The organism is Candidatus Frankia alpina (assembly GCF_902806485.1).
In the GTDB taxonomy this organism is placed as follows: domain Bacteria; phylum Actinomycetota; class Actinomycetes; order Frankiales; family Frankiaceae; genus Frankia; species Frankia alpina.
This window is the reverse complement of record NZ_CADCWT010000051.1, coordinates 1-24,080: the sequence shown is the minus strand read 5'-3', so window position 1 is coordinate 24,080 and position 24,080 is coordinate 1. Positions and strand designations below refer to the sequence as shown.

24 protein-coding genes are annotated in these 24,080 nt (G+C 70.6%); 10 read left to right on the top strand and 14 right to left on the bottom strand.

What is annotated here, in order from left to right; all coding sequences use genetic code 11:
• Together G6R25_RS08495 and G6R25_RS08490 are read left to right on the top strand one after the other, a co-directional pair.
• Positions 1 to 776 (top strand): hypothetical protein (locus tag G6R25_RS08495; protein WP_205446970.1); only part of this gene is annotated, 776 nt, incomplete at its 5' end.
• A gap of 27 nt (positions 777 to 803) precedes the next feature.
• Positions 804 to 1,520 carry a hypothetical protein gene (locus G6R25_RS08490; protein ID WP_205446968.1) on the top strand — a complete coding sequence of 239 codons (717 nt, stop codon included), beginning with the start codon at positions 804 to 806 and terminating at the stop codon, positions 1,518 to 1,520.
• Positions 1,521 to 1,584: 64 nt separating this feature from the next.
• On the opposite strand, the gene G6R25_RS08485 is transcribed toward G6R25_RS08490, so the two are convergent.
• Positions 1,585 to 2,118 (bottom strand): PH domain-containing protein, encoded by a 534-nt coding sequence (locus G6R25_RS08485; RefSeq protein WP_163552531.1) that lies wholly within the window; start codon positions 2,116 to 2,118, stop codon positions 1,585 to 1,587.
• A 50-nt stretch (positions 2,119 to 2,168) separates the two neighbouring features.
• The gene (locus tag G6R25_RS08480) at positions 2,169 to 3,017 is read right to left on the bottom strand and encodes a biotin--[acetyl-CoA-carboxylase] ligase (protein ID WP_205446966.1); all 849 of its coding nucleotides are present in this window, start codon (positions 3,015 to 3,017) and stop codon (positions 2,169 to 2,171) included.
• 377 nt (positions 3,018 to 3,394) lie between these two features.
• Between G6R25_RS08480 and G6R25_RS08475 the strand changes: the two genes are divergently transcribed.
• The 4 genes from G6R25_RS08475 to G6R25_RS08460 all read left to right on the top strand — a co-directional run bounded on the left by G6R25_RS08475 (position 3,395) and on the right by G6R25_RS08460 (position 7,725).
• On the top strand, positions 3,395 to 4,990 hold the full coding sequence (locus G6R25_RS08475) for an acyl-CoA carboxylase subunit beta (protein ID WP_163552530.1): 1,596 nt from the start codon (positions 3,395 to 3,397) through the stop codon (positions 4,988 to 4,990).
• A 151-nt stretch (positions 4,991 to 5,141) separates the two neighbouring features.
• Positions 5,142 to 5,393, top strand: a complete 252-nt coding sequence (locus tag G6R25_RS08470) for an acyl-CoA carboxylase subunit epsilon (protein ID WP_136446429.1) — start codon at positions 5,142 to 5,144, stop codon at positions 5,391 to 5,393.
• Between the two features lie 116 nt (positions 5,394 to 5,509).
• Positions 5,510 to 7,270, top strand: a complete 1,761-nt coding sequence (locus G6R25_RS08465) for an acetyl/propionyl/methylcrotonyl-CoA carboxylase subunit alpha (RefSeq protein ID WP_163552529.1) — start codon at positions 5,510 to 5,512, stop codon at positions 7,268 to 7,270.
• A gap of 56 nt (positions 7,271 to 7,326) precedes the next feature.
• Positions 7,327 to 7,725 (top strand): DUF5313 family protein, encoded by a 399-nt coding sequence (locus G6R25_RS08460; RefSeq protein ID WP_136446427.1) that lies wholly within the window; start codon positions 7,327 to 7,329, stop codon positions 7,723 to 7,725.
• A 47-nt stretch (positions 7,726 to 7,772) separates the two neighbouring features.
• Here G6R25_RS08460 and G6R25_RS08455 read toward each other — a convergent pair whose 3' ends face one another.
• The gene (locus G6R25_RS08455) at positions 7,773 to 7,982 is read right to left on the bottom strand and encodes a hypothetical protein (RefSeq protein ID WP_235947828.1); all 210 of its coding nucleotides are present in this window, start codon (positions 7,980 to 7,982) and stop codon (positions 7,773 to 7,775) included.
• A gap of 258 nt (positions 7,983 to 8,240) precedes the next feature.
• A complete protein-coding gene (locus G6R25_RS08450; RefSeq protein WP_163552535.1) occupies positions 8,241 to 9,722 on the bottom strand; it encodes an NAD(P)H-quinone dehydrogenase in 1,482 nt (493 codons plus the stop codon).
• 191 nt (positions 9,723 to 9,913) lie between these two features.
• On the opposite strand from G6R25_RS08450, the gene G6R25_RS08445 reads away from it, so the two are divergent.
• The gene (locus G6R25_RS08445) at positions 9,914 to 10,354 is read left to right on the top strand and encodes a gamma-glutamylcyclotransferase family protein (protein WP_163552528.1); all 441 of its coding nucleotides are present in this window, start codon (positions 9,914 to 9,916) and stop codon (positions 10,352 to 10,354) included.
• A gap of 97 nt (positions 10,355 to 10,451) precedes the next feature.
• Here the strand turns inward: G6R25_RS08445 and G6R25_RS08440 are convergent, their stop codons facing one another.
• The 4 genes from G6R25_RS08440 to G6R25_RS08425 all read right to left on the bottom strand — a co-directional run bounded on the left by G6R25_RS08440 (position 10,452) and on the right by G6R25_RS08425 (position 15,480).
• Positions 10,452 to 11,669, bottom strand: coding sequence for an amidohydrolase (locus G6R25_RS08440; protein WP_163552527.1), 1,218 nt, complete (start codon positions 11,667 to 11,669; stop codon positions 10,452 to 10,454).
• A gap of 88 nt (positions 11,670 to 11,757) precedes the next feature.
• The gene (locus G6R25_RS08435; protein WP_163552526.1) at positions 11,758 to 12,906 is read right to left on the bottom strand and encodes a glutamate--cysteine ligase; all 1,149 of its coding nucleotides are present in this window, start codon (positions 12,904 to 12,906) and stop codon (positions 11,758 to 11,760) included.
• Between the two features lie 100 nt (positions 12,907 to 13,006).
• Complete coding sequence (gene aspS / locus G6R25_RS08430; RefSeq protein WP_163552525.1) at positions 13,007 to 14,860, bottom strand: aspartate--tRNA ligase; 1,854 nt, start codon at positions 14,858 to 14,860, stop codon at positions 13,007 to 13,009.
• Positions 14,861 to 15,090: 230 nt separating this feature from the next.
• A complete protein-coding gene (locus G6R25_RS08425) occupies positions 15,091 to 15,480 on the bottom strand; it encodes a hypothetical protein (RefSeq protein ID WP_163552534.1) in 390 nt (129 codons plus the stop codon).
• A 39-nt stretch (positions 15,481 to 15,519) separates the two neighbouring features.
• Between G6R25_RS08425 and G6R25_RS08420 the strand changes: the two genes are divergently transcribed.
• A complete protein-coding gene (locus G6R25_RS08420) occupies positions 15,520 to 16,344 on the top strand; it encodes a purine-nucleoside phosphorylase (protein WP_163552524.1) in 825 nt (274 codons plus the stop codon).
• A gap of 13 nt (positions 16,345 to 16,357) precedes the next feature.
• The gene (locus tag G6R25_RS08415) at positions 16,358 to 18,166 is read left to right on the top strand and encodes a phospho-sugar mutase (protein WP_163552523.1); all 1,809 of its coding nucleotides are present in this window, start codon (positions 16,358 to 16,360) and stop codon (positions 18,164 to 18,166) included.
• Between the two features lie 46 nt (positions 18,167 to 18,212).
• Here the strand turns inward: G6R25_RS08415 and upp are convergent, their stop codons facing one another.
• Entirely contained in the window at positions 18,213 to 18,851 is a 639-nt protein-coding gene (gene upp, locus G6R25_RS08410) for a uracil phosphoribosyltransferase (protein ID WP_163552522.1), read from the bottom strand.
• Positions 18,852 to 18,888: 37 nt separating this feature from the next.
• Here upp and deoC point away from each other — a divergent pair, with 37 nt between their 5' ends.
• Positions 18,889 to 19,668: a deoxyribose-phosphate aldolase gene (deoC, locus tag G6R25_RS08405; RefSeq protein WP_235947826.1), complete on the top strand. Its 780-nt coding sequence runs from the start codon at positions 18,889 to 18,891 to the stop codon at positions 19,666 to 19,668.
• A 37-nt stretch (positions 19,669 to 19,705) separates the two neighbouring features.
• On the opposite strand, the gene G6R25_RS08400 is transcribed toward deoC, so the two are convergent.
• The 5 genes from G6R25_RS08400 to G6R25_RS08380 form a co-directional block, all read right to left on the bottom strand.
• Entirely contained in the window at positions 19,706 to 20,371 is a 666-nt protein-coding gene (locus G6R25_RS08400) for a DNA-3-methyladenine glycosylase I (RefSeq protein WP_235947824.1), read from the bottom strand.
• Positions 20,368 to 21,471 (bottom strand): adenosine deaminase, encoded by a 1,104-nt coding sequence (locus tag G6R25_RS08395; protein WP_136446418.1) that lies wholly within the window; start codon positions 21,469 to 21,471, stop codon positions 20,368 to 20,370. The genes G6R25_RS08400 and G6R25_RS08395 overlap by 4 nt, the downstream gene beginning before the upstream one ends.
• A gap of 156 nt (positions 21,472 to 21,627) precedes the next feature.
• On the bottom strand, positions 21,628 to 22,944 hold the full coding sequence (locus tag G6R25_RS08390) for a thymidine phosphorylase (RefSeq protein ID WP_163552520.1): 1,317 nt from the start codon (positions 22,942 to 22,944) through the stop codon (positions 21,628 to 21,630).
• Entirely contained in the window at positions 22,941 to 23,456 is a 516-nt protein-coding gene (locus G6R25_RS08385; RefSeq protein WP_268904109.1) for a cytidine deaminase, read from the bottom strand. The genes G6R25_RS08390 and G6R25_RS08385 overlap by 4 nt, the downstream gene beginning before the upstream one ends.
• A 168-nt stretch (positions 23,457 to 23,624) precedes the next feature.
• On the bottom strand, positions 23,625 to 24,080 hold a 456-nt coding region (locus G6R25_RS08380), incomplete at its 5' end, for an RNA-guided endonuclease InsQ/TnpB family protein (RefSeq protein WP_163552518.1).

Below are 24,080 nucleotides of genomic sequence, written 5' to 3'. Positions count from 1 at the left end.
AACGATCTTCCCGGGGCCCTGCCACTGTCCCCACCGCACCCGACTCGAACAGGGGACGTTCCTCGTCCCTACCCGGACTGTTGCCGGGGCTGCCACCGCGATCCGGAGATGGCCACGCACCGGCGACCGGCGGACTGCGGGAGGACGCCCACCAGCCCGCGGCCGGCCGGCACATGGTGCTGGTCGACCGGCGCCTGTTGGCCGGGGGCGGCGGGCTGGTACTGGTACTGGTGATCGTGTTCGGAGTCCTCGCCTTCACCGGTGGTAACGGCGGCGGCGACTCGGTCGCCGCCGCGGTCCCGGCCCGCCCGGCGGGAGCCGGGGCGGCATCCGCCGCGCCGGGCGCAGGGGGTGGGGCCGGCGGCAATCCGCGGGAGGTCCTGCGAGCGCTGCTCAATCCCGCCGTCATGACCGGTTGCACCACTCCGGCACGCAGCGACAGCGCCTACGCGGACGCCACCCTCATCTGCAAGACGCCCTCGGGCATGGAGGTCAGGGCGTTCCACTTCCCGAACCGTTCTGCGCTGGATCGGCAGATCGGCGCCCGGGAGACGTTCTATGTCGACGAGGGGAACTGCGACGATGGGCAGCAGAGCTCGGAACAGTGGAGCTCGCCGGCCGAGACCAGCGGTGGCAGCCGTCTCTGCTACTTCTACGCGAATCAGTTCTACGAGTTCTGGACGTACGACAGCCGCCTGATCGCCTTCACCGCAGACGATCAGGCGGCGGCTCGCATCAACGACTGGTGGCATTCGTTCGACCCGCTGCGCCGCTGAGTGACCTCGTTCGGGAGGGCGGACGGTATGCAGGATCCCGCCGGGAGCACACCGCCGGAGCCGGCGGACGGCCCAGCTGGACCGCCGGTCGAGCCCGACGATCATCGCACCCCGGGTGCCGGCGGTGGCCGGCGGCGAGCCGTCGCCGCCGGCATCGTCGGCGGCGCCGCTGCGATCATCATCGGTGCGGGCGTTGCCATCGGGCTGCTGGTGACCAGCGGTTCCGACCACGAAGCCACCGGCCAGCCCACCCCGAGCAGCACCGGTTCGCATGCCGACCGACCTGGCGGCGGCATGGCCGACCCGGCGCCGAGCGCGACGCTCGATTCGGCTGACGCCCGGCTGCTGGCCTCGCTGCGGCCGTTCGCGGTCTCCGACTGCCGTGCTGCTCCCCGTGTCGATGACGGGGTGGTGGCGGCGCTGGCCTGCGCACCCGGAGTGGCTACCGAGGCACCGGCACCGGCGCGGCTGTCGATCATCCGGTACCGGGACGCGGCAGCACTGCGGGGCGACGTCGATCGCCGGTCGGCGGCGGTCATCGACGCCGGAGACTGCCACCGGGGCCAGACCAGCGTCGAACGCTGGGCACACAGCGCCCGCCGCCGCGGCACCTTCCTCTGCGTGGCCGCAGCGGGCCGATTCGCGGTGTACTGGACCGTGGACGACGAGCTCCTCGGCTTCGCCACCGAGGATCCCGACGCGGGTCAGCTCCTGGCCTGGTGGCGCGCGTACGACCCGATCTGAGGATCCCTGCTGCGAGGCCTTGCGGGCGAGGTGTGCCGGGGTCGAGCCCTGCGACCAGGCGGTCTCAGTAGTCAGGGTAGCCCCTGGGCCGGTACGGCGCCGAGAGTTCGGCGAGGGTCTCCTGGACCCGCTCGGCGTGCGGCATGCACGCCAGGACGACCCGGCCGCGCTGCCCGGCCGTCTCGAGGATCAGACTTCCCGACCCCAGCACGCGGTCGACGACGTTCTGCTGCACCGTCGCACCGACCAGCCAGGCGAGTGGAATGTCCCGGCCGGCCCGGGTGATCAGGCCCTCCCGAATCACGAACCGGTGGTTGGTGACGACGTAATGGGTCGTCAGCTGGCGAAGCCAGGGCAGCACGCCCAGATAGCCGATCGCGCCGAGGGCGACGATCAGCACCAGGTACTGGACGGGCTTCTGCAGCACCCCACCGGGCGCGAAGAAGACGCCAAGCACCGCAAACACGAGAGCCACCACCGTCCAGAGCGCCGGAACGATCAGGCTGACCCAGTGCGGGTGTAGATGCAGGACAACCTCCTCGTCCTGAGTAAGGATGTCGTCGAGAAACGCCACGGTGACGATCGTCGCACCCGGCACCGACAGGCCACACCCGGGCCCTCACCCTCGGGACGGTCGCCGGGCACCGGTCACCGCAGGTGGACGACGTCGCCGGCGCTGTAGGCACGACCGGCCACCACCAACCGCCCCTCAAGATCGACGTCCGTCGCCCTCCCGGTGTCGGCGGAGCCGTCCGGGAGCTCGACGCGAACCTCCCGGCCGATCGTCGCGCACACCTCCAAGTAGGCGGCGCGGGCCGCCTGCGGATCAGCCTCCCAGGCGGCGAGCGCGTGGACGAGCCCGTCAAGGATCCGCTCGAGTAGCTCGGTCCGGTCCAGGGCAGCCGGGTGTGCGCCGCCGAGCAGCAGGCTCGTGGACCGATCGGGCAACTCGCCGGGTTCCGCGTTCACGTTGAGTCCGAAGCCGATGACCACCGAGGGCGCGGACGACGGAAGCGGAACGACCTCCACCAGGATGCCGGCAAGCTTCACGCCCTCGAGCAGGACGTCGTTGGGCCACTTGAGAACGGCGGGCACCCCGGCGACGGCCCGCAGCGTGGAAACCAGCGATGTCCCTACGACCAGCGGCAGCCAGCCGAGCCGTGAAACCACGGTCCGCGGCCGGAGGAGCAGGGACACGGTCAGACCGGAGCCGGGTCGGGACAGCCAGGAGCGATCGAGACGCCCACGCCCGGCGGTCTGCCGTTCGGCGGCGAGGACCAGCCCCCGGCGGTGGGCGGCGCCGTGGGGCCCTTCGCTCTCGCGCCACTGCCACGAGAGCCCGGCCAGGTCCGGATCGCTCGTCTCCCCCCGCGCGATCCGGGCCAGGGCCGCGTTGGTCGAGTCGATCTCCGGGATCGCCGCCAGGCCCAGCCCGAGCGCCGCCGCGGCGGCCGTCAGCCGGGCGGCGTCGAGCGGACCTCGGTCACCGCGCGACATCGCTGGCCGGCCCCGGAAGGTGCCGGTGCCCGGGCCCGGCCGCACCGGCGGGGACGCCGTCGGCGGCGGCGGTGACGGAACGGCTGCATCCCGCGCGGGCTTCGCGGGTGAAGAATCCGGCGTCGAGCTCACGGAAACAGCCTGCCAGAACACCCCGCGCGAACGCTGTCCGACAGCCGGGACTCGCACCGGACCGCCACCACGAGTAACGATGCGGCTGTGCCCCCCCCCCGGGCCAGGCGGCCGGGTGTACAAGTGTGGGGGCTGTGACCTTCGATACGGACCGCCGCAAGGTAGCCGAAGATTCCAGCCAATCGATGAGATCAACTCCACAACAGTCGAGCACGTGAGCCCACAGGGGTCGTACGCTGCGGCCTATGGCTCTTCCCGCGTCCGCCGAGGATTCTGCTCCCGACCCGCACACCACCGCAGGGCGACTTGCTCAACTGCGGCGCGTGAACGAAGACGCGGTCCATGCCGGGTCACAGCGGGCCGTAGATGCCCAGCATGCCAAGGGCAAGATGACCGCCCGTGAGCGGATCGAGGCATTCCTCGACGCGGGCTCGTTCGTCGAGACCGACGCGTTCGCGCGGCACCGGGCGCATGACTTCGGCGTCCAGGCCAACCGCCCGTACGGCGACGGGGTGGTGACAGGGTACGGCACGGTCGACGGCCGGCAGGTTTGCGTGTTCAGCCAGGACTTCACGGTCTTCGGCGGGAGCCTCGGCGAGGTCTTCGGCGAGAAGATCATCAAGATCATGGATCTGGCGCTGAAGACCGGCTGTCCGGTCGTCGGCATCAACGACTCCGGCGGAGCTCGCATCCAGGAGGGCGTCGTCTCGCTCGGCCTTTATGGCGAGATTTTCTACCGGAACGTCATGGCGTCCGGCGTCGTCCCGCAGCTTTCTCTGATCATGGGCCCGTGCGCTGGTGGCGCCGTGTACTCGCCGGCGATCACGGACTTCACCCTGATGGTCGACAAAACCAGCCACATGTTCATCACCGGCCCAGACGTCATCAAAGAGGTCACCGGTGAGGATGTCGGCATGGAGGAGCTGGGCGGCGCGGCCACCCACAACTCCCGCAGCGGCGTTGCGCACTTTCAGGCGGCCGACGAGGCGGAGTGCCTGGAGCTCGCCCGGGCGTTGTTGTCGTTCCTGCCGTCGAACAATCTCGACGACGCCCCCAGCTACGACGCGGTGGACGATCCGGCCGTCGAGATCGACCCCGAGCTCGACGCCTTCATCCCGGACTCCCCGAACACGCCGTACGACATGCATCAGATCATCGAGCGGCTGGTCGACGATGGCGACTTCCTCGAGGTCCACGCTCAGTTCGCCCAGAACCTGATCGTCGGTTTCGGCCGGGTGGACGGGCGGTCGGTCGGTGTCGTGGCCAACCAGCCGATGCAGTTCGCCGGCACCCTGGACATCGACGCCAGCGAAAAGGCCGCCCGCTTCGTCCGGACCTGCGACGCCTTCAACATCCCGGTGCTGACTCTGGTCGACGTGCCCGGCTTCCTGCCCGGCACCTCCCAGGAATGGAACGGGATCATCCGTCGAGGCGCCAAACTAATCTACGCCTACGCGGAGGCGACCGTTCCCAAGGTCACCGTCATCACCCGGAAGGCGTATGGCGGCGCGTACGACGTGATGGGGTCGAAGCACCTGCGGGCCGACATCAACCTCGCCTGGCCGACCGCCGAGATCGCCGTCATGGGCGCCCGCGGAGCCGTGAACATCATCTACCGGCGTGACCTGGCCAAGGCCGAGTCCCCGGAAACCCGCCGGGCGGAGCTCATCCAGGATTACAATGATCATTTCGCGACTCCGTACATCGCGGCAGAACGTGGGTACCTCGACGCGGTGATCAACCCTTCCGAGACGCGCCGCGAGATCATACGGGCCCTGCGCCTGCTGCGCACCAAGCGTGAGTCCCTGCCACCGAAGAAGCACGGCAACATCCCGCTTTAGGTTGGCCCCGGGCCGTCGCCGACCCCGCCGATCCACTGCCCACGTGGTCACGCCGCCGGACGGGCGAGGGGCCGCCGAGGGATGCGGATGAAACACAGACGGCGCGCTGCGGACGGCAGGCAGTCGGAGGAAGTCGAGTGAGGAGAGGACCGTGGCCCAGGACGAAGACGGGCGAACCAGCCCACCCCGGCTACGTTTGATCCGTGGGAACGCGACACCCGAGGAGATCGCTGCGGTGGTCGCGTTCTTCGCGGCCCGTGCGGTCCCGGCGGAGAGTCCGTCCACCGTCCGCTCCGCATGGGCGGATCCGGCTCAGGCGGTGCGCGGCCCACTCACCACCGGGGCAGGTTCATGGCGACGCTCCGGAATGAGCCCGGGTGTGCGCACCCGGGCTGGCTGGTAACTGAACGGATAGAAGACGCCTGAATGTCTGTGGCATCACATCCAGGCGCAACGAGAGCAAACTGTGCGGCCCGACTCGCCTAGGCTTCAGGCTGGTCGGACGAGGACGGGAGCAACGTGCGTAAGATCCTCATCGCCAATCGGGGAGAGATTGCGGTTCGGGTGGCCCGCGCATGCCGCGACGCCGGTTACACCAGCGTCGCAGTATACGCCGAACCGGACATCGACGCACTGCATGTACGCGTCGCCGACGAGGCATTTGCGCTGGGTGGTACGACGCCAGGCGACTCCTACCTGCGGATCGACAAGATACTCGATGCCTGCAAGTCGTCCGGAGCCGACGCGGTTCATCCGGGATACGGCTTCCTCTCGGAGAACGCGGATTTCGCCGAGGCTGTGATCGGTGCCGGCCTCACCTGGATCGGCCCGCCGCCCGAGGCCATTCGCCGCCTCGGCGACAAGACCGCTGCCCGCCACATCGCGCTGGCCGTCGGCGCTCCGCTCGCGCCGGGTACCGCGGATCCCGTCGCCGGTGTCGAAGACGTGGTCGCCTTCGCCGAGCAGTATGGCCTGCCGGTCGCCATCAAGGCCGCGTTCGGTGGCGGTGGTCGAGGGCTCAAGGTCGCCTGGACCGCCGAAGAACTGCCCGAGCTGTTCGACAGCGCGGTCCGGGAGGCGGTTGCCGCCTTCGGCCGGGGCGAATGCTTCGTGGAGCGCTACCTCGACCAGCCCCGCCACGTGGAGACTCAGGTCCTTGCGGACACCCACGGCAACGTCGTCGTTGTCGGCACCCGTGACTGCTCCTTGCAGCGGCGGTACCAGAAGCTCGTAGAGGAGGCGCCGGCGCCGTTCCTCTCCACAGAGCAGCTCACCTCGCTCTACGAGGCGTCCAAGGCAATCTGCAAGAAGGCCGGCTACGTGGGTGCCGGAACCGTGGAGTTCCTGGTCGCCCGAGACGGCATGATCAGTTTCCTCGAGGTGAACACCCGGCTCCAGGTCGAGCACCCGGTGACCGAAGAGGTATCCGGTGTTGATCTCGTTCGCGCCCAGTTCCGGATCGCGGAGGGTGAGGCACTCGACTTCACCGATCCCGCTCCCCGTGGCCACTCCATCGAGTTCCGGATCAACGGCGAGGACCCCGGCCGCAAATTCCTTCCCGCTCCGGGGACGGTGACGAAATTCGTCTCGCTGGCCGGCCCGGGCGTGCGCCTCGACGCCGGAATCGAAAGCGGCAGCGTGATCGGGGGCGCCTTCGACTCCCTCCTCGCCAAGCTCATCATCACCGGGGCCACCCGCCAGGAGGCTCTAGAGCGTGCCCGTCGCGCCCTGGACGAGATCGTCGTGGACGGCATGGCCACGGCGCTGCCGTTCCATCGTGCGGTCGTGCGGGATCCGGCCTTCGCTCCCGACGACGCGACGGAGCCGTTCCGCATCCACAACCGTTGGATCGAGACCGAGTTCGACAACACCATCCCCGCCTTCACCGGTGGAACGGACGCCGACACCACCCCCGAGCCACGGGAAACGGTCATCGTCGAGGTGGGCGGCAAGCGCCTCGAGGTCGTGCTGCCGGCCGGTCTCGGAGTCGCTTCGACGTCGACCGCGTCGCGCGCCGCCGCGCCCAAGCGGCGGGCACGTGGTGCGGCGGCCACCAAGGTGACCGGTGATGCCCTTACCAGTCCCATGCAGGGCACCATCGTGAAGGTCGCTGTCAACGACGGCGACACGGTCGCCGTCGGCGACCTCATCATCGTGCTGGAAGCGATGAAGATGGAGCAGCCGATCAACGCTCATCGGGACGGCACCGTATCCGGCCTGTCCGCAGCCGTGGGTGCGGTGGTCACCAGCGGCGCCGTCCTTTGTGAGATCAAAGACTGATCTGGTTCGCTAGCCGTCAGCTGTCCTCACCGCCGTTCACTTCGTAAGCTGCGGGTATGGACGGCGGTGAAGACAGCGCGACGGTGCGCGGGCAGGGCCCGGAGGCGACGGCGCCATCGGCGGAGGCCGAACGGCCACCGCTGACGGGCCGCATCTACTATCTCCTCGGTGGGACACTTCCCTCCACCTACAACGCGTGGATCTCCAGAGATCTGACTGGCCCTGGCTGGCGAACGCGGCAGGCGGCACGCCCCCTCATTCTGATGCTGCCGTTTGCCGTGATCTTCGCCCTGCTTCCGGGCGAGGTAGCCGTTCGCGCCGCCACTGTCGCGTTCCTCTTGGTCGCCGGGGCAGGGCTCGGCTTCGCCACCAGCGGATTCTTCCGAAACCGGAGGCTGGAGCAACACGGTTTCCCACCGATGTTTTCAGCAAGCGATGACGAGGACGATGAGTAGCACCGAACTCTGATCATCCCATCCGCCTGATCGGTGCCCGCCCTCGATCATTTTTCGCCGTGGCATTTCGGGCCGAGGTTGCGTTCGCCCGTCTCGCCGCCCTGCCGGTGCGGCTGGATACGGTCGAGATCTCGGTCCTCCTCCTCCGGCGCTCCGGCCTTCTTCGCCAGCCCGTCGATCCTGCGGAAAGCCGCCAACATACGCGCGGCGGGGAGAAGCGCCGAGATTCGTCCCATCCCGTCGGCCTCGGCCCGCATCGTCACCCGACGCGCAGCCGCCGCCTTCCAACGCCGACGGTCCGCACCCTGCGGGTCGACCGTAAGAAAACCCGAAAGGAGTGCACGACCACAACCTCAAGAGAGACCGGAAACCACGCTGGGCGGTGGATCCGACGGCGAGGGTGGCCTACGCTCGCACTATTCGTTGTGGCACAGAGCGGCCACGCGGCTGTTCTCCCACCAGTCACACGCCGGCCGCAGCAGCCACTCGAGTGATGGCGCCCGTCAAGATCAATCTCACACCTGGTCGCCAAAGCCCGCAAAGAAGTCCCGGGGGCGCAGGACCCGGGCCGCTTCGGTGATAGAGCCGGACAGTGAGGGATAGATGGAGAAGGTATGCGCGATCTGATCGACGGTGAGACCGTGTTCGACGGCGAGCGACACGGAAAGGATGAGTTCCGACGCACGCGGGGCCACGATTACACCACCAAGAACGCTGCCGCTGCCCGGCCGGCAGAACATTTTGACGAAACCATCCTCGATCCCCATCATCTTCGCCCGAGGATTACGCGAGAGCGGAACGGTCGTCACCTCGGCCGCGATGGCACCTGTGTCCTTCATCACCTGAGTGACTCCGACCGTGGCGATTTCTGGCTCGGTGAAGATGTTCGACGAGACGGTCCCAAGTCGCAACGGGCTCACCGCCTCCCCGAGGGCATGCCACATTGCTATCCGGCCCTGCATCGCGGCGACCGACGCGAGCGGCAGAACGCCGGTGCAGTCGCCTGCCGCATAGACGCCCGGCACGGAGGTCCGCGACATCCGATCCACGTTCACATGCCCCCCGACACCGAGGCGGACGCCGACGTCGGTCAGGCCGAGACCCTTCGTACGGGGAACGGAGCCGACCGCCATCAGAGCGTGGCTTCCCGTGACGGTGCGGCCATCGCTGAGCTCGACGATCACGCCATCGCCGATGCGGCGGACCGAAGCTGCCCGCGAGCGGTTGAGCACCTCGATGCCGCGCCGCACGAACACGTCCTCGATGACCCGGGCCGCATCCGGGTCCTCGCCGGGAAGGACCCGTTCGCGGGATGAGACGAGGGTGACCTCGGCCCCCATGGCCCGGTAGGCGCTGGCGAACTCGGCGCCGGTGACGCCGGAACCCACGACGACCAGATGCTCCGGAATCTCCTTGAGATCGTAGAGATGGCGCCAGGTGATTATGCGTTCGCCATCCGGGCGGGCGGTCGGAAGATCCCGCGGGCTCGCACCCGTCGCGATGAGAATCGCATCACCCACGAAGGTCTCACCGGTGTTCGTCTCGATCGCGTGCGGCCCGACCAGCCGACCCGACGCGTGCACCACCTCGACCTTCTCTCGTTCGAGGCGGTGTTCGATGTCCAGGGACTGCGCCTTCGCGAGCTCTCGGACCCGTTCGTACACCTGTTCCGGATCGACGCTGACGACCTCCGGTGGCGTCAGCGGAGGGACACCCTCGTCCAAGCCGCTTCGCATGCCCCAGGCCACCGCAGGCAGCGCCGGTGCGGTCCCCGAGCCAAGGCCATGCGGGCGGATACCGAGCCCCGGAGCCAGTGCGAGATTGGTCATAGTTTCCGAAGTCGCGATCAGCGTCTTGGATGGAACACAGTCGGTGAGCACGCAGGCGCCACCGATCCCATCCGAGTCGATGACCGTGACCGTCGCGCCCAGCGACGCTGCCACGAGTGCCGATTCATAGCCGCCAGGCCCTCCGCCGAGAATGACGATGCGCGTCACGTGCCCTCCCGATCTGACATCTGCTCCTTTCATCTTCCCCCGCCCTGACGGCTGCGCTCCTCCCGGTGCTGAGAGCTCCATAGGATCGCAGGCGGAAGCCAACGTACGCGATGGCTGCCGAGAACCCCTTCTTCCGGCTTGGAAACGGAAATAGCAGCTATAGCCACGCACCGTCACCCCGAGAGACGACGATGACCTTGTACGCGGCGTACGCCGGCAATCTCGACCCGGCGCAGATGAAGGAACGGGCCCCTCACTCACCCGTCACCGACACTGGATGGATCAACGGCTGGCGGCTGACCTTCGGCGGCGAGAACGTCGGCTGGGACGGGGCCCTGGCCACGATCGTCGAGTCACCCGGCAACCACGCGTACGTACTGCTGTACGACCTCGACCGATATGACCTGGAACGGCTCGACGTGTGGGAGGGCGCGGACACCGGTCTGTACACCCGCATCCGCGTCAGGGTCTCCACCCTCGACGACGAGGCTCTCGCCTGGACCTACGTGCTGAACTCCTACGAGGGCGGCCTGCCCTCTCGGTGGTACCTCGATATGATCGCCGACTCCGCCGAGAAGGCGGGGGCACCCGCCGACTACGTCAAGGAGCTCCGCTACCGGCCGACCGCATAGCCTGCATCGCCGGCCGCTCACGACGGCAGGCAGCCCAGTCGGCTGGTCGGTCGAGGACAGGCAGCAGGGAGCAAGAAGCAACCGAACGGGACGCCGGTCAGGGCTTCGCCGGAGTGCGGCGCAGCAGATCCAGGGCGGTGCCGGCCAGCAGCCGCACCCCGATGCCGATGGCGCGCTCATCGACGTCGAAGGCGCTTTGGTGAAGATCGTAGGTGGTACCCCCGGGCACTCGGGTGCCCAACCGTGCCAGCGCGCCGGGCACCTGGTTGAGGACCCAGCCGAAATCCTCCCCGCCCAGGGACTGCGCCACCGTGGTGGACGCGCCGTGGCCGAGGGTGCGGTCGACGACGCTCTGGAAGACGTCGACGACCTCCGCGCTGTTGACCACTGGCGGTACGCCGCGCCGGTAGTCGACCACGATCTGCGCGCCGTAGGGTGCGATGAGCTGCTCGGCGACCCGAGTCACGAGGGCGGGGACGGACTCCCAGGTCTCCCGGGACAGTGTGCGGATGGTGCCGCGCAGCTGCCCGGTGCGCGGGATGGCGTTGGCGACGGTACCGGCCTGCACCTGGCCCCAGACGAGGGACAACGCCGACCGCGGATCGACGAGCCGGCCGAGTGTGGCCGGCATGTCGGCGGCCAGTCGGACAAGGGCATACACCAGGTCGACGGTGTTCTGCGGTCGCGAAGTGTGACCACCTGGTCCCGCTATCGTGATCTCGATAGCGTCGGCCGCGGAGGTGATCGGCCCGGTCCGCAGGCCGATGGTGCCCACGTCCAGCGCGGGGTCGCAGTGCACGGCGATCGCCGCCGAGGCCGGCTTGAGCACGCCAGCGTCGATCACGTCAAGCGCCCCGCCAGGCATGAGCTCCTCGGCCGGTTGGAAGACAAGACGCACGGTGCCCGGCAGGGACGCCGTGCGCGCGTAGTCGGCAAGGGCCAATCCGACGCCCAGCACCACCGTGGTATGCACGTCATGCCCGCAGGCGTGCGCCACCCCGGGCACCGTCGAGCGATACACAACATCCTTGACATCCGGCAGCGGCAGCGCATCCATATCGGCCCGGACAACCACCACCGGCGCTGTCGGATCACGGTCCACCCCGACGCCGATGTCACACCACAGGCCGGGTACGTCCGGCAACCACTGCGGGGACAGCCCCGCAGCACGCAGCTTCGCCTCCACCTGCCCGGCCGTGCGCCGTTCCTGGCGGCCGAGCTCGGGATGGGCGTGTAGGTCACGGCGCAACGCGACCAGCTCGGATTCGTGCGTGGTCACCCATCCGGCGACCGCCGCGGTCTCGTTGGCCTCCATGTGCCGGCCGGGCTCCTCCCTGCGGGCGTCGCGCAGGACCCGACGCACGCGGCTGCGGATACCGGGCGGTCGGGCCCCGCCGACGCACCTATCGGTCGACGACCGGCCGGCCGGTGTTCATCTCTTCCAGCAGGGTATCGACGACTCGGGTGAGGTCTCCGTCGGCCTGCCGAGCTGCCGCCCGCTGGCGGGTGTAGCTCGCACCGGTCGCGAGAATCACCAGGACGTCGTTGAGCTGCTCCGCGCAGCCCAGCCGGTGGGCGACCGGAAGCAGATCCTCCACGAGGTCCACGAGGTCGTCGCGGACCGACCGCACCTCGCCGCGCCCGTCGATCAGGATCTGTGCGTCGAGGCCGTATCGGGCCGCCCGCCACTTGTTCTCCTGCACCAGCCACCGCTGCGGCGTCGGGAGCCGGTACCCGCGATCGATCTGGGTGTTCATCCGGTCGACGAGGCACTGCGCGAGGGCGGCAACCGCACCGACCTCCATCAGCGTGGGCAGCCCGTCACAGATCCGCAGCTCGACGGTACCGAAGTTGGGATGTGGCCGGATGTCCCACCAGACCTCCCGAATCGTCTCGATCGTCCCGGAGGTGATGAGCGTCTCCATGAAGGACTCGAAGCGCGGCCAGTCCTCCAACGGGTAGGGCAGGCCCGCGGTAGGCAGGCTTGCGAACACCTGGGAGCGCGACGAGGCCAGGCCGGTGTCCCCGCCCAGCCAGAACGGCGACGATGCGGACAGGGCGAGGAAGTGCGGGATGTGCGCCATCAGGGCGTTCACGATCGGCATCGCCTTGTCCGGGGAGCGGACCCCGACGTGGACGTGGACGCCGAAGATGAGCAGCCGACGGGCCAGCCACTGCATCTGGTTGACCAGCCGCGAGTAGCGGTTGTCGTCGGTGATGCGCTGCCCGGCGTAGTCACTGATGGGGTGGGTACCGCTGCACATCAGGCCGACGCCGCGCCGCTCCGCCAGATCTCGCAGCACCGACACCGTGCCGGCCAGGTCCGCGGTCGCCTCCCCCACCGATCCGCAGACTCCGGTGATGACTTCGACCGTCGACTCGAACAGCTCGTGCTTCGCCTTGGCGGCGTCCTGCTCACCGATCTTCGCACGAAGCTCGTCGAGGATGGCGGTGGCCTCCCCGCGCAGCTCACGGGACTGCTGGTCGACGAGCTGCAGTTCCCACTCGATTCCGAGACTGGAGCTCGTGGAGGACGAGAAGGGAATCTGCACCTGGGCTCCTCGGATCGGGGCCGATGCCGGTGCCGGGCAACCGTCACCGTTCCGCTCGGCTCACGGACACCAGGGGCTCATTACCCCATTCGAGCCGTTCCTACCCCCGTTCCCCTGCCGGATCCGAGCCGGTCACCGGGGCCGCCGGGGCGATCACCCGCACACCCAGCTCGCGAAGCTGACGGTCTGTCACCCGGGTAGGAGCTCCGGTCAGCGGGTCGAGACCGGACTGGGTCTTGGGGAAGGCGATGACCTCGCGAATGTTCTCCTCACCCGCCAGGATGGCGACCAACCGGTCGATCCCGACCGCAAAACCACCGTGCGGCGGCGCACCGTAGCCGAACGGGGTGAGGAAGAAGCCGAACCGGGCGTTCGCCTCCTCCGGGGTGATCCCGAGCAGGCCGAAGATGCGCTGTTGCAAGGCGCTCTCGTGGATCCGGATCGAACCCGACCCAAGTTCCCAGCCGTTGAGCACCAGGTCGTAGGCGCGGCTACGCACCTCGAGCGGGTCGATCTCCAGCTTGGCGATGTCATCGGGATGCGGCCGGGTGAAGGGGTGGTGACCCGGCTTCGGCCGACCGGTGGCCTGGTCGACCCCGACGAACAGCGGGAAGTCCACCACCCACACGAACCTCAGCGGCCCCTGGCCGGCCGGCGGGCGGCCGAGGTCGTTGCGCAGCTGCCCGAGCACCTCGCAGGCGGTCGCCCACTCGTCGGCGACCAGCAGCAGCAGGTCGCCCTCGACAGCCTCGGTCGCGGCGATGATGCCGGCAAGCTCGTCGTCGGACAGGAACTTCGCCACCGGCGACTCCAGCTTGCCGCCGCCGCCGACCCGCATCCACACCAGGCCTTTGGCGCCCAGCGACTTGGCCCGCGTGGTGAGATCGTCCAACCGGCGCCGGTTGTGAGCGGCCGAGCCGCCGGGCACCCGGATACCCTTGATCGCGTCAGCCCCGGCAAACGCCTTGAAGCCACTGCCGGCGAAGATTTCGGTGAGCTCGACGAGCTCCAGGCCGAATCGCAGGTCCGGCTTGTCGACGCCGAAGCGGTTCATCGCCTCGCGCCAGGTGATCCGTTCGATCGGCGGCACGGGTTCGGTCGTCACCGCCCGTGCCGCGGCGAGCACAGCGGTGGAGATCACTTCGAGCACGTCGTCCTGGTCGATGAAGCTCATCTCGAGGTCCAGCTGGGTGAACTCGTACTGCCGGTCGGCGCGCAGGTCCTCGTCGCGCAGACAGCGCGCGAACTGGAAGTAGCGGTCGGTCCCGCCGACCATGAGCAGCTGCTTGAACAGCTGCGGCGACTGAGGCAGGGCGTAGAAGCTCCCCGGGAACTGCCGGGACGGGACGATGAACTCCCGGGCGCCCTCCGGCGTCGACGGCATCAACAGCGGCGTCTCCACCTCGACGAAGTCGAACGGCGCCAGGGCGGCGCGCATCGCGCCGAGCACAGCGGAGCGGGCCCGCAGGTTGCGCTGCATCCGCTCCCGGCGTAGGTCGAGGTAGCGGTAGGCCAGCCGGGTGGACTCGTCGACGGCGTCGGCGCGGTCATCGAGGGGGAACGGGGGCGGGGTGGCGACCGAGAGGATCTCGACCGCGCAGTCACGCAGTTCCACCTCGCCGGTGGTCAGGGCCGGGTTCGCCGTGCCGTCCGGCCGGATGGCGACCGTGCCGGTGACGCGCAGCACGTACTCGGAGCGGACGTCGACGGATCCGTCGACGACCACCTGCAGGAGGCCGGAGTGGTCCCGCAGGTCGACGAAGGTCAGCGACTGCCCGTGCTGGCGGCGGTGTGCCACCCAGCCGCATACTGAGACAGTCCGGCCGACGTGATCCGCCCGCAGATCGCCGCACAGATGGGTGCGCATGGCCGTGCGCTGGCGCTGCCCACTGGTCGCGGAGACCCCTGGGCCCGGGATCGGTAGCTCGCCGGTGGCCGGCTGGGTTGTAGTCATCGGTCCGTTGTTCCCATCGCTGTCCGGTTCGGCCCACCGGGCGCGGTGTCACGCCTGTGCTGTGGCGACATCGTCACGCCCGCCGCGGGATCCCGTCCCGACCCTATCGGCCGGTGCGCCGGGACGGTCCGGTGTGGCCGCCGCGCCGAGCATCAGGTCGTGCACGCAGACGAGAAGGACGGGGCCCGCCCTGCAGGCGGCCAAACACTGACCCGGCCAACGGCCAACGGCTAACGACGCAGCGCGCGGATGAAGCGGCCGGCCTCGGTTCGCAGCCGGGCCGGGACACGCAGGACCTGACGGCCGTGTGGCGTGCTCAGCTCCACCGTGATGACGTCGCCGTGCTTGATGCCGCGGGAGGCGGTCACCTCGCGACGGTCGAAGACGACGTCGAACCAGTCCCCCTCCCGGGGAAACGGCGCGACGATGAGTAGCCGCCGGTCGGTGAGCAGGATCCACCGTGAGGCGCCGACCCGGTGACCGACGAAGGTCTCGACCCTCGACATCAGCCGCCCTGGTCCGTCGGGATCGGTCAGCCGCCCGCGCAGCACGACCTCGGTGAATTCACCGGACTCGAGCGGAACGGACGGTAGCCGGCGGTGGGACGGCAACGGGGGCACGTCCACCAGTCTCCCCCACGCACCCCGTACATTCGCCGGGTGTGGGAGCAGTCGCAGGAGCAGGTAGAGGAACCGAACGCGGCGGCCTCGGCCGCGCGGCTCGCGGAACTGACCGGAGTCGGACGCCATGATGTGGCGATCCTGCTGGGCTCCGGATGGCGTCCGGCCGCGGACGTGCTTGCGCGGCGGGCAGACAAGGTCACCGAGGTCACCTTCGCTCGACTAGGGGGCTTTCCACCAGGCACCGATGTGCCCGGACATCGGCCGGTCGCCCATTCGCTGCACCTGGAGGGCCGCCGGGTGCTCGTCTACCTGGGCCGGGTGCACGCGTACGAGGGCTATGGGCTGTCACGGGTGGTGCACGCGGTTCGGCTAGCCTGCGCCGCGGGCGTGTCCACCGTCGTGCTGACGAACGCCGCCGGCGGGCTGCGCGCCGACATGACCATCGGCCAGCCGGTCCTCATCTCCGACCATCTCAACCTCACCGGGCGATCACCGCTGGTGGGACCCGCCTTCACCGATCTGACCGACGCCTATTCGCCACGGCTGCGCACTCTGGCCCGTGAGGTCGACGCGTCGCTGGCCGAGGGTGTCTATGCCGGCCTGCCCGGACCGCACTTCGAGACACCCGCGGAGATTCGAATGCTGCGGGTCCTGGGCGCCGATCTGGTGGGTATGTCGACGGTGCACGAGACGATCGCCGCCCGGGCGGCCGGCGCCGAGGTGCTGGGTCTGTCACTGGTGACCAACCTCGCGGCGGGCATGACCGGGGAGCCGCTGAACCACCTGGAGGTGCTGGCCGCGGGTGCGGCCGCGGCGGAGCGCATGGGGGTCCTGCTCGCCGACGTCGCCGCCCACCTCTAGGCGCGCCCGGATCATGACGGCGCCGGCCGACGCCCCGACACCGGAGTTGCCCGATCCGCTGGCCACCCGGGTCCGGGTCTGGCTCGCCGACGATCCGGATGCCGGGGACCGGGCCGAGCTGACCCGGCTGTGCGCCGAGGCCGTCCGCGACCCGGCGGTGCTCGCCGAGCTCGACGACCGGTTCCGGGAGCCGCTGCGGTTCGGAACGGCGGGGCTGCGCGGGCCGCTGCGCGCCGGGCCCGGCGGGATGAACACGGCCGTGGTGCGCCGGGCCGCCGCCGGTCTGGCCGCCTGGCTACACGCCGCGGCGAAGGCGGCCGCGGCGGGCGGCGCCCCGGCCACGGCTCCCCTGGTCGTCGTCGGCTACGACGCCCGGCATCGCAGCGAGGCGTTCGCACTGGACACCGCGCGGGTCGTCGCCGGGGCCGGGCTGCGGGCCGTGGTCCTGCCCGGGCCGCTGCCCACGCCGGTACTGGCCTTCGCGGTACGCCACCTGCGGGCCGACGCCGGCGTTATGGTCACCGCCAGCCACAATCCGGCCACCGACAACGGTTACAAGGTTTACCTCGGCGGGGTGCAACTCGGCGGCGCCGATCCGGATCCGGGACGCGGCGCGCAACTCATCGCCCCCGCGGACGCCGACATCGAGCGGCGCATCGCCGTCGCGGGCCCGGCCGCCACGATCCCCCTGGCCGAGACCTGGCGCCGGCTCGACAGACGGATCGTCGATGACTACGTCCACGCCGCCGTGGCAGCGGTGCTCGAGCTGGCCCCGGCAGTCGACCTGAACGATCCCGCACCCGCGCCCGTGATCGCACCCGTGATCGTCGCGTACACCCCGTTGCACGGTGTCGGCGCCGAGACACTCGCCGCTGCCTTCGCCGTCGCCGGGCTCGCAGCCCCTGCTCTCGTCGACGAGCAGGCCGCGCCCGATCCGGACTTCCCGACCGTCCGCTGGCCGAATCCCGAGGAGGCGGGCGCAATGGACCGGGCGCTGGCGCTCGGTGCACGCATCGGCGCGGATCTGGTGCTGGCGACCGACCCCGACGCGGACCGCTGTGCCGTGGCGATGGGCGGACGGCTGCTCACCGGGGACGAGATCGGCCTGCTGCTCGCCGATCAGGTGCTCCGCCGCCGGCCCGGCCCGGTGGCGACCACCCTGGTCAGCTCGTCCGGCCTGCGCACGCTGGCGCAGCACGCGGGCGTCGCGTACCGCGAAACGCTCACCGGCTTCAAGTGGATCATGAGGGCGGATCCGCGGCTCGTCTTCGGTTACGAGGAGGCGCTCGGCTACGCCCTCGCCCCGGACCTGGTGCGTGACAAGGATGGCATCACCGCGGCACTGGCCGTCACGCTGATCGCCACCGCGGCCAAACGGCGCGGCCGGACGCTACTGGATCTCCTCGACGAGCTGGCGGCGCGGATAGGCGTGCATGAGACGGGGCAGCGTTCGGCCCGTTTCGCCGACGTCGCTCGGATCACCGCGGCGATGAGACGGTTGCGTGCACAGCCGCCGGCGCGGCTCGCGGGTCGCGCGGTGACGGGCCGACGCGACCTGCTCGACGACGGCGCGCTGCCGGCGTCCGACGTCTTCGTGCTGTTCCTCGACGACGACCGGGTGACCTTCCGGCCGAGCGGGACCGAGCCGAAGCTGAAGGTGTATCTCGAGGTCGTCGAGCCGGTGGCGGCCGGCGCAACCACCACCTCCGGCGCGGCCACCACCGTCGCGGCCACCACCGTCGCGGCGGCCCGCGAGCGGGCCCGGTCCCGGCTGGCCGGGCTGACCGTTGCCGTCGATGATCTGATCGCCCGCCTCGGGTAGCCGCCGGACCGCGCATCGCGCTCCCAGGCCGACCGCCGACAGCACCTCACATCTCGCCGTAGATCCGATCGCCGGCGTCACCGAGCCCGGGGACGATGTAGGCGATGTCGTTCAGCCGCTCGTCGACCGCGGCGGTCACCACCGTCAGCTCCGCAGCCGCCCCGGCAGGCAGGCCGGACTCGAGCGCCGTCAGCCCCTCGGGCGCCGCGACGACCGCGACGACCGTGACGCCTCGCGCGCCGCGGTCGAGCAGCAGCCGCAGGCAGTGCAGCGCCGAGCCGCCGGTGGCGAGCATCGGGTCGAGCAGCAGCACCGGGCGGCCGGTCAGGTCGGCGGGCACGGCCTCCAGGTAGACGGTGGGCCGATGGGTGGTCTCGTCCCGGGCCAGCCCGATGAAGGCGGTGTGGGCTTCAGGGAGCAGGCCGAGCGCCGCGGGCAACATGCCGAGGCCGGCGCGCAGCACCGGGGCGAGGACCGCTTCGGCGGCCAGCCGCACCCCGGCCGTCGTCGCGAGCGGCGTCGTCACCGTGACGGGCATCGTCGGCAACGTCCGGGTCGCCTCGTAGACCAGCATCGTGGCCAGGTCGTGCAGGGTCGGCCGGAATCGGGAGCGCGGCGTGCGCTCGTCGCGGAGCACGGTGAGCGACGAGGCCGCCAGGGGATGGTTCACGACGTGCAGCTGCACGGACTGACTCCTCGAGCGCGAGACGGGATCGGCAATGATGCAACGTATGACAACCGTTCCCGCCGGACCCGACCGTCCCGCCGAGGAACCGCCGGGCGGTACCTCCACCTCGGCCGAGGGCGCCCAGCCCACCCTGCGGCGGGTCGAAGTCGCCCGGATGATCGACCACACGCTGCTCGCCCCGGCCGCGACCGACGAGGAGGTACTCGCGCTGTGCGCCGAGGCCGCGGGGCTCCGCGTCAGCGCGGTCTGCGTGGCCCCGACCCATGTCTATCTCGCCGCCGCGAGCACGTACCGCGACGGCCAGGGGGCCGCCCCCGCCTTTGCCGTCGCCTCGGTGATCGGCTTCCCGCACGGCACGCATCTGACCGTCATCAAGGCCGAGGAGGCCCGCCGGGCCGTCGCGGACGGCGCGACCGAGATCGACATGGTCATCGACATCGCCAACGCGATGGACGAGAACTGGCGGGCGATCGAGACCGAGATCTCCGAGGTCCGCCTGTCGGTGCCGCCGCATGTGATCCTCAAGGTGATCCTGGAGACGGCGCTGCTGCCCGACGCGGGCATCATCGCGGCCTGCCGGGCAGCGGAGGCCGGCGGGGCCGAGTTCGTCAAGACGTCCACCGGCTTCCACCCGGCCGGCGGCGCCAGCGTGCGCGCGGTGCGGGCGATGAGCGAGGCGGTGGGGGGACGCCTCGGCATCAAGGCCTCGGGCGGCATCCGGACGGCGGAGAAGGCGATGGCGATGGTCCGGGCCGGCGCGACCCGCCTCGGGCTGTCCGCCTCCGCGGAGGTCCTCGCCGGTTTCCCCACGTGACCCGACCCGGGCGTTGCGTGCTCGTCCCGAGATGCGGCTACTCGGGCGGGCGAGGCACCCAGCAGTCCGCCAAGTGATCGTCGACGAGGCCGCAGGCCTGCATGAGCGCGTACGCGGTGGTCGGGCCGACGAACACGAAGCCGGCCGCGCGCAGCCCCTTCGCCAGCGCCACCGACTCGGCGGTCTTCGCGGGGACGTCGGCGAGGGTGGCCGGCCGGGCTCGCCGCGGCGGCCGGTGCGACCAGATCAGCTCGGGCAGCGGCCGGTCGAGGGCGAGCACGGCCCGGGCGTTGACGATCGTGGCCTCGATCTTGCGGCGGTTGCGCACGATGCCGGCGTCGCCGAGCAGCCGCTCGACGTCGGCGGGCCCGAAACCGGCGACCACCCCCGCGTCGAACCCTGCGAAGGCCGCACGGAACGCCGGCCGCTTGCGCAGGATCGTCAGCCACGACAGCCCGGACTGGAACGCCTCGAGGGTGAGGCGTTCGAACAGCTCCCCCTCGTCCCAGACCGGCCGGCCCCACTCGGAGTCGTGGTACTCGACGTACTCCGGCGCCGACAGCCCCCAGGGGCAGCGTGCCCGCCCGTCAGCCCCGACCACGGCGGCCGCGACGGCGGGACGGGCCGCAACCGCGCCGGCCGGACCGGAGGCCGGCGCCGCGGGGGCGGGGGGCGGCTCAATTCCTGCAATGCTCGAACTCATCGTGCGAGCTCCTCGCGGACGTAGGGCGCATAGCCCGGCTTGATGATGTTGTTGATGAGATCGAGACGCTCATCGAAGGGAAGGAACGCCGACTTCATCGCGTTCAGGGTCAGCCAGCGGATGTCCGACCAGTCGTAGCCGTGGACGTCGACGAGCGTCGCGAACTCGCTCGACAGCGACACGCCACTCATGAGCCGGTTGTCGGTGTTCACCGTCACCCGAAAGTGCAGCCGGCGCAGCAGGCCGATGGGATGGCGCTCGATGCTCGACGCGGCGCCCGTGTGCACGTTCGAGGTGGGGCACATCTCCAACGGCACCCGGACGTCGCGCACGTAGTTGGCGAGGTCACCGAGGATCGCCTTGCCGTCCGGATCGACCGTGATGTCATCGACGATGCGCACCCCGTGGCCAAGCCGGTCGGCGTTGCACCACTGGACCGCCTCCCAGATCGACGGCAGCCCGAATGCCTCGCCGGCATGGATCGTGTAATGCCCGTTCGCCCGCTGGATGTACTGGAAGGCATCGAGGTGCCGGGTCGGCGGATTGCCGGCCTCGGCGCCGGCAATATCGAAGCCGACCACGCCGGCGTCCCGCCAGCGGACCGCAAGCTCGGCGATCTCCAGCGAACGGGCCTGGTGGCGCATCGCGGTGAGCAGCGCGCGGATGCGCAGCGGCGTGCCGGCGGAGCCGGCCCGGAAGCCGTCGAGGACCGCCCCGACGACCTCGTCGAAGGACAGGCCCCGCTCCACGTGCAGCTCGGGGGCGAACCGCACCTCGGCGTAGACGACGCCGTCGGCCGCGAGGTCCTCGGCGCACTCGCGCGCCACCCGCCGGATCGCCTCCCGGGTCTGCATCACGGCGACGGTGTGACTGAAGGTCTCCAGGTAGCGCACCAGCGAGCCGCTGTGCGCCCCGCCGCGGAACCAGGTGCTCAACGCGTGCACGTCCGTGGACGGCAGGCCCCGGTAGCCGGTCTCGTCGGCGAGTTCGACCACCGTGGCCGGTCTCAGCCCGCCGTCGAGGTGGTCGTGCAGCAGGACCTTCGGCACCCGACGGATCTCGTCGACCGTGATCGGGCCGGGGGGTGCGTCGTTCGTCATCGCGTCCTCCGTATCGTGTCCTCCGTCTCCCGCGCTGACCGTAGGCCACGGGTACGACAGAACCGCGGCACCGCGATGTCGCCGTCGATGGCGCCGTCGATAGCGATGGCGATGGCGGGACCCGAAGGCGGCCCCCGTCCGCACGACCCGACGTGATCAGGCGCGGATGTGGTCTCCGACGAGCGGGGTGGGCGGCGGCGGCTGCGGGGTGACTGTCACCGCGCCGGCGAGCGCGGCCAGCGCGCGGCCGAGGGTGTTCGGATCGTCGGTGTGCAGCTCCAGCAGCGGCTCCCCGGCGGTGACCCGGTCGCCGATGCCCGCCCGCCAGCGCACGCCCGCCGTCGCGGACACCGAGTCCTCCTTGCGGGCCCGCCCCGCGCCCAGCCGCCAGGCCGCGATGCCGACCGCCCGGGCGTCCAGATTCGCCAGATAGCCGGACGCGGGGGCTGGCACGGTCTCGATGTGGGTCGCCAGGGGCAGGACCGCGTCGGGATCGCCGCCCTGCGCCGCGACCATCGCCCGCCACACCGGGTAGGCGTCCCCGGCCGCCAGCACCACGGCCGGGTCACGGGCCGCCGGCGCCCCGCCGGTCCCGACACCCCGCCCCGGGCCGGCCAGCTCGATCATCACCCGAGCCAGGGCGACGGTGATCTCCACCAGGTCCTTCGGGCCGCCACCGCGCAGCGTGTCGACCGCCTCGGCCACCTCAAGCGCGTTGCCGGCCGTTCGCCCCAGCGGATGGTCCATCCCGGTCAGCACCGCCTCGGTCCGCACCCCGGCCGCCGTACCGAGCCCGACCATGGTCCGAGCCAGCTCCCGAGCGTCGTCCAGCGAGTTCATGAACGCCCCTGAGCCCACCTTCACGTCGAGGACCAGCGCGGACGTCCCCTCGGCGATCTTCTTGCTCATGATCGACGAAGCGATCAACGGAATCGACTCGACCGTCCCGGTGACGTCCCGCAGCGCGTAGAGCTTGCGGTCGGCGGGGGCCAGGCCGGCCCCGGCGGCGCAGATCACCGCGCCGATCTCGGCGAGCTGGCGGCGCATCCGCTCGACCGGCAGGTCGGCGCGCCAGCCGGGGATCGACTCCATCTTGTCCAGCGTCCCGCCGGTATGCCCGAGGCCCCGCCCCGACAGCTGCGGAACGGCGACGCCGCAGGCGGCGACCAGCGGCACCAGCACCAGCGAGACCTTGTCGCCGACCCCACCGGTCGAGTGCTTGTCGACGGTGGGACGCCCGACCCCGGCCAGGTCCAGCCGCTCCCCGCTGTCGATCATTGCGGCAGTCCAGCGGTCGAGCTCGGATGAGGACATCCCGCGCCACACCACCGCCATCAGATAGGCCGACATCTGCTCGTCGGCGACCCGACCATGGGTATAGGCGTCGATGAGCCAGGCCACCGCCTCAGCAGGCAGGCAGCACCCGTCCCGCTTGGCCCGGATGAGGTCGACGACGTCGAAGTCGGCGCTCACGGCGCCACCGATCCACGGGGCGGGGCGGCCTCGGTGGGGGGTGGGTCGCCGGCAGCCCCCACCGAGGGATCCGGCGTCCGCGGCGGGGCCGGCAGGTCGAGCGGGCCGAACGCGCCAGGCAGCAGCTCCGCCAGCCGGCGCACACCGTCAGCCGTCGCGACGAGCAGGTCCGGCCCGCCGTGCTCGTAGAGCAGCTGCCGGCACCGGCCACAGGGCGCCAGGGGCCGCCCGTCCGCGTCGACACACGCGAACGCCGTCAGCCGCCCACCGCCGCGGGCGTGCAACGCCGAGACGAGGCCGCACTCGGCGCACAGCGTGAGCCCGTACGAGGCGTTCTCGACGTTGCATCCGACGACCACCCACGGCTCGTCCCCGGTGGTACGCCCCTCGGCGTCCGGGGTGTCGACGACCAGCGCGGCGGCGCCGACCCGCAGACCCGAATACGGCGCGTAGGCACTCTGCGCGACACGGACAGCGGCGTTCCGCAGCCGTTCCCAGCTTCTGTCGTCCACACTGCACCCCATGTTCCTGCGCCCCCGGTCCTCGCCACCCCTTGTTCTCGCCACCCCGCGTTCCGGTGCTCGTGGCCCGAACGGGCGCTAGCGCCAGCATGCCGGACCTCCGCGGACCGGCCACGATGTGATCCCGTGACTCCTCTGACGGCCGAAGCCGTCAGCTTCTCAGGCTGCTTGCGCGGCCTGAAGGGCAGGCCCTGCCCTGAGGATGTTGACGGCCGCGTTCTCGTCCGCGTCCGCGGTGTGCCCGCACCGCACGCAGGCGAACTCGGCCCGGGTGGGCCAGTTCTCCTGCGCCACATGCCCACAGACCGCGCAGCGCTGGGAGGTGTGGCGGGCGTCCACGTCGACGACGACCCGTCCGGCCCTTGCAGCCTTGGCGCGCAACACCCCGAGGAACACCCCCCATCCCGCATCGTGGATCGACCTGTTCAACCCGGACTTCGCCGCCTGCCCGTTCGCCAGGAACACCCCCGGCCTGTCCGAGTCCGGCTTGGGCCTGGCCCGCCGCATCATGCCCTTGACGTTGAGCTTCTCCACGGCGATCAGATCATGGCCACGGACCAGCCCAAGCGCAGTCTTATGGGCATGGTCGAGGCGCTGCCGGGCAACACGCCGGCC

Excerpts from the sequence above, each read along its gene's own strand:
- G6R25_RS08490 (WP_205446968.1), top strand. The coding sequence starts at position 804 with ATGCAGGATCCCGCCGGGAGCACACCGCCGGAGCCGGCGGACGGCCCA.
- G6R25_RS08480 (WP_205446966.1), bottom strand. The coding sequence starts at position 3,017 with ATGTCGCGCGGTGACCGAGGTCCGCTCGACGCCGCCCGGCTGACGGCC.
- G6R25_RS08475 (WP_163552530.1), top strand. The coding sequence starts at position 3,395 with ATGGCTCTTCCCGCGTCCGCCGAGGATTCTGCTCCCGACCCGCACACC.
- G6R25_RS08460 (WP_136446427.1), top strand. The coding sequence starts at position 7,327 with ATGGACGGCGGTGAAGACAGCGCGACGGTGCGCGGGCAGGGCCCGGAG.
- G6R25_RS08455 (WP_235947828.1), bottom strand. The coding sequence starts at position 7,982 with ATGCGGGCCGAGGCCGACGGGATGGGACGAATCTCGGCGCTTCTCCCC.
- G6R25_RS08445 (WP_163552528.1), top strand. The coding sequence starts at position 9,914 with ATGACCTTGTACGCGGCGTACGCCGGCAATCTCGACCCGGCGCAGATG.
- G6R25_RS08440 (WP_163552527.1), bottom strand. The coding sequence starts at position 11,669 with ATGGAGGCCAACGAGACCGCGGCGGTCGCCGGATGGGTGACCACGCAC.
- aspS (WP_163552525.1), bottom strand. The coding sequence starts at position 14,860 with ATGACTACAACCCAGCCGGCCACCGGCGAGCTACCGATCCCGGGCCCA.
- G6R25_RS08415 (WP_163552523.1), top strand. The coding sequence starts at position 16,358 with ATGACGGCGCCGGCCGACGCCCCGACACCGGAGTTGCCCGATCCGCTG.
- deoC (WP_235947826.1), top strand. The coding sequence starts at position 18,889 with ATGCAACGTATGACAACCGTTCCCGCCGGACCCGACCGTCCCGCCGAG.
- G6R25_RS08400 (WP_235947824.1), bottom strand. The coding sequence starts at position 20,371 with ATGAGTTCGAGCATTGCAGGAATTGAGCCGCCCCCCGCCCCCGCGGCG.
- G6R25_RS08395 (WP_136446418.1), bottom strand. The coding sequence starts at position 21,471 with ATGACGAACGACGCACCCCCCGGCCCGATCACGGTCGACGAGATCCGT.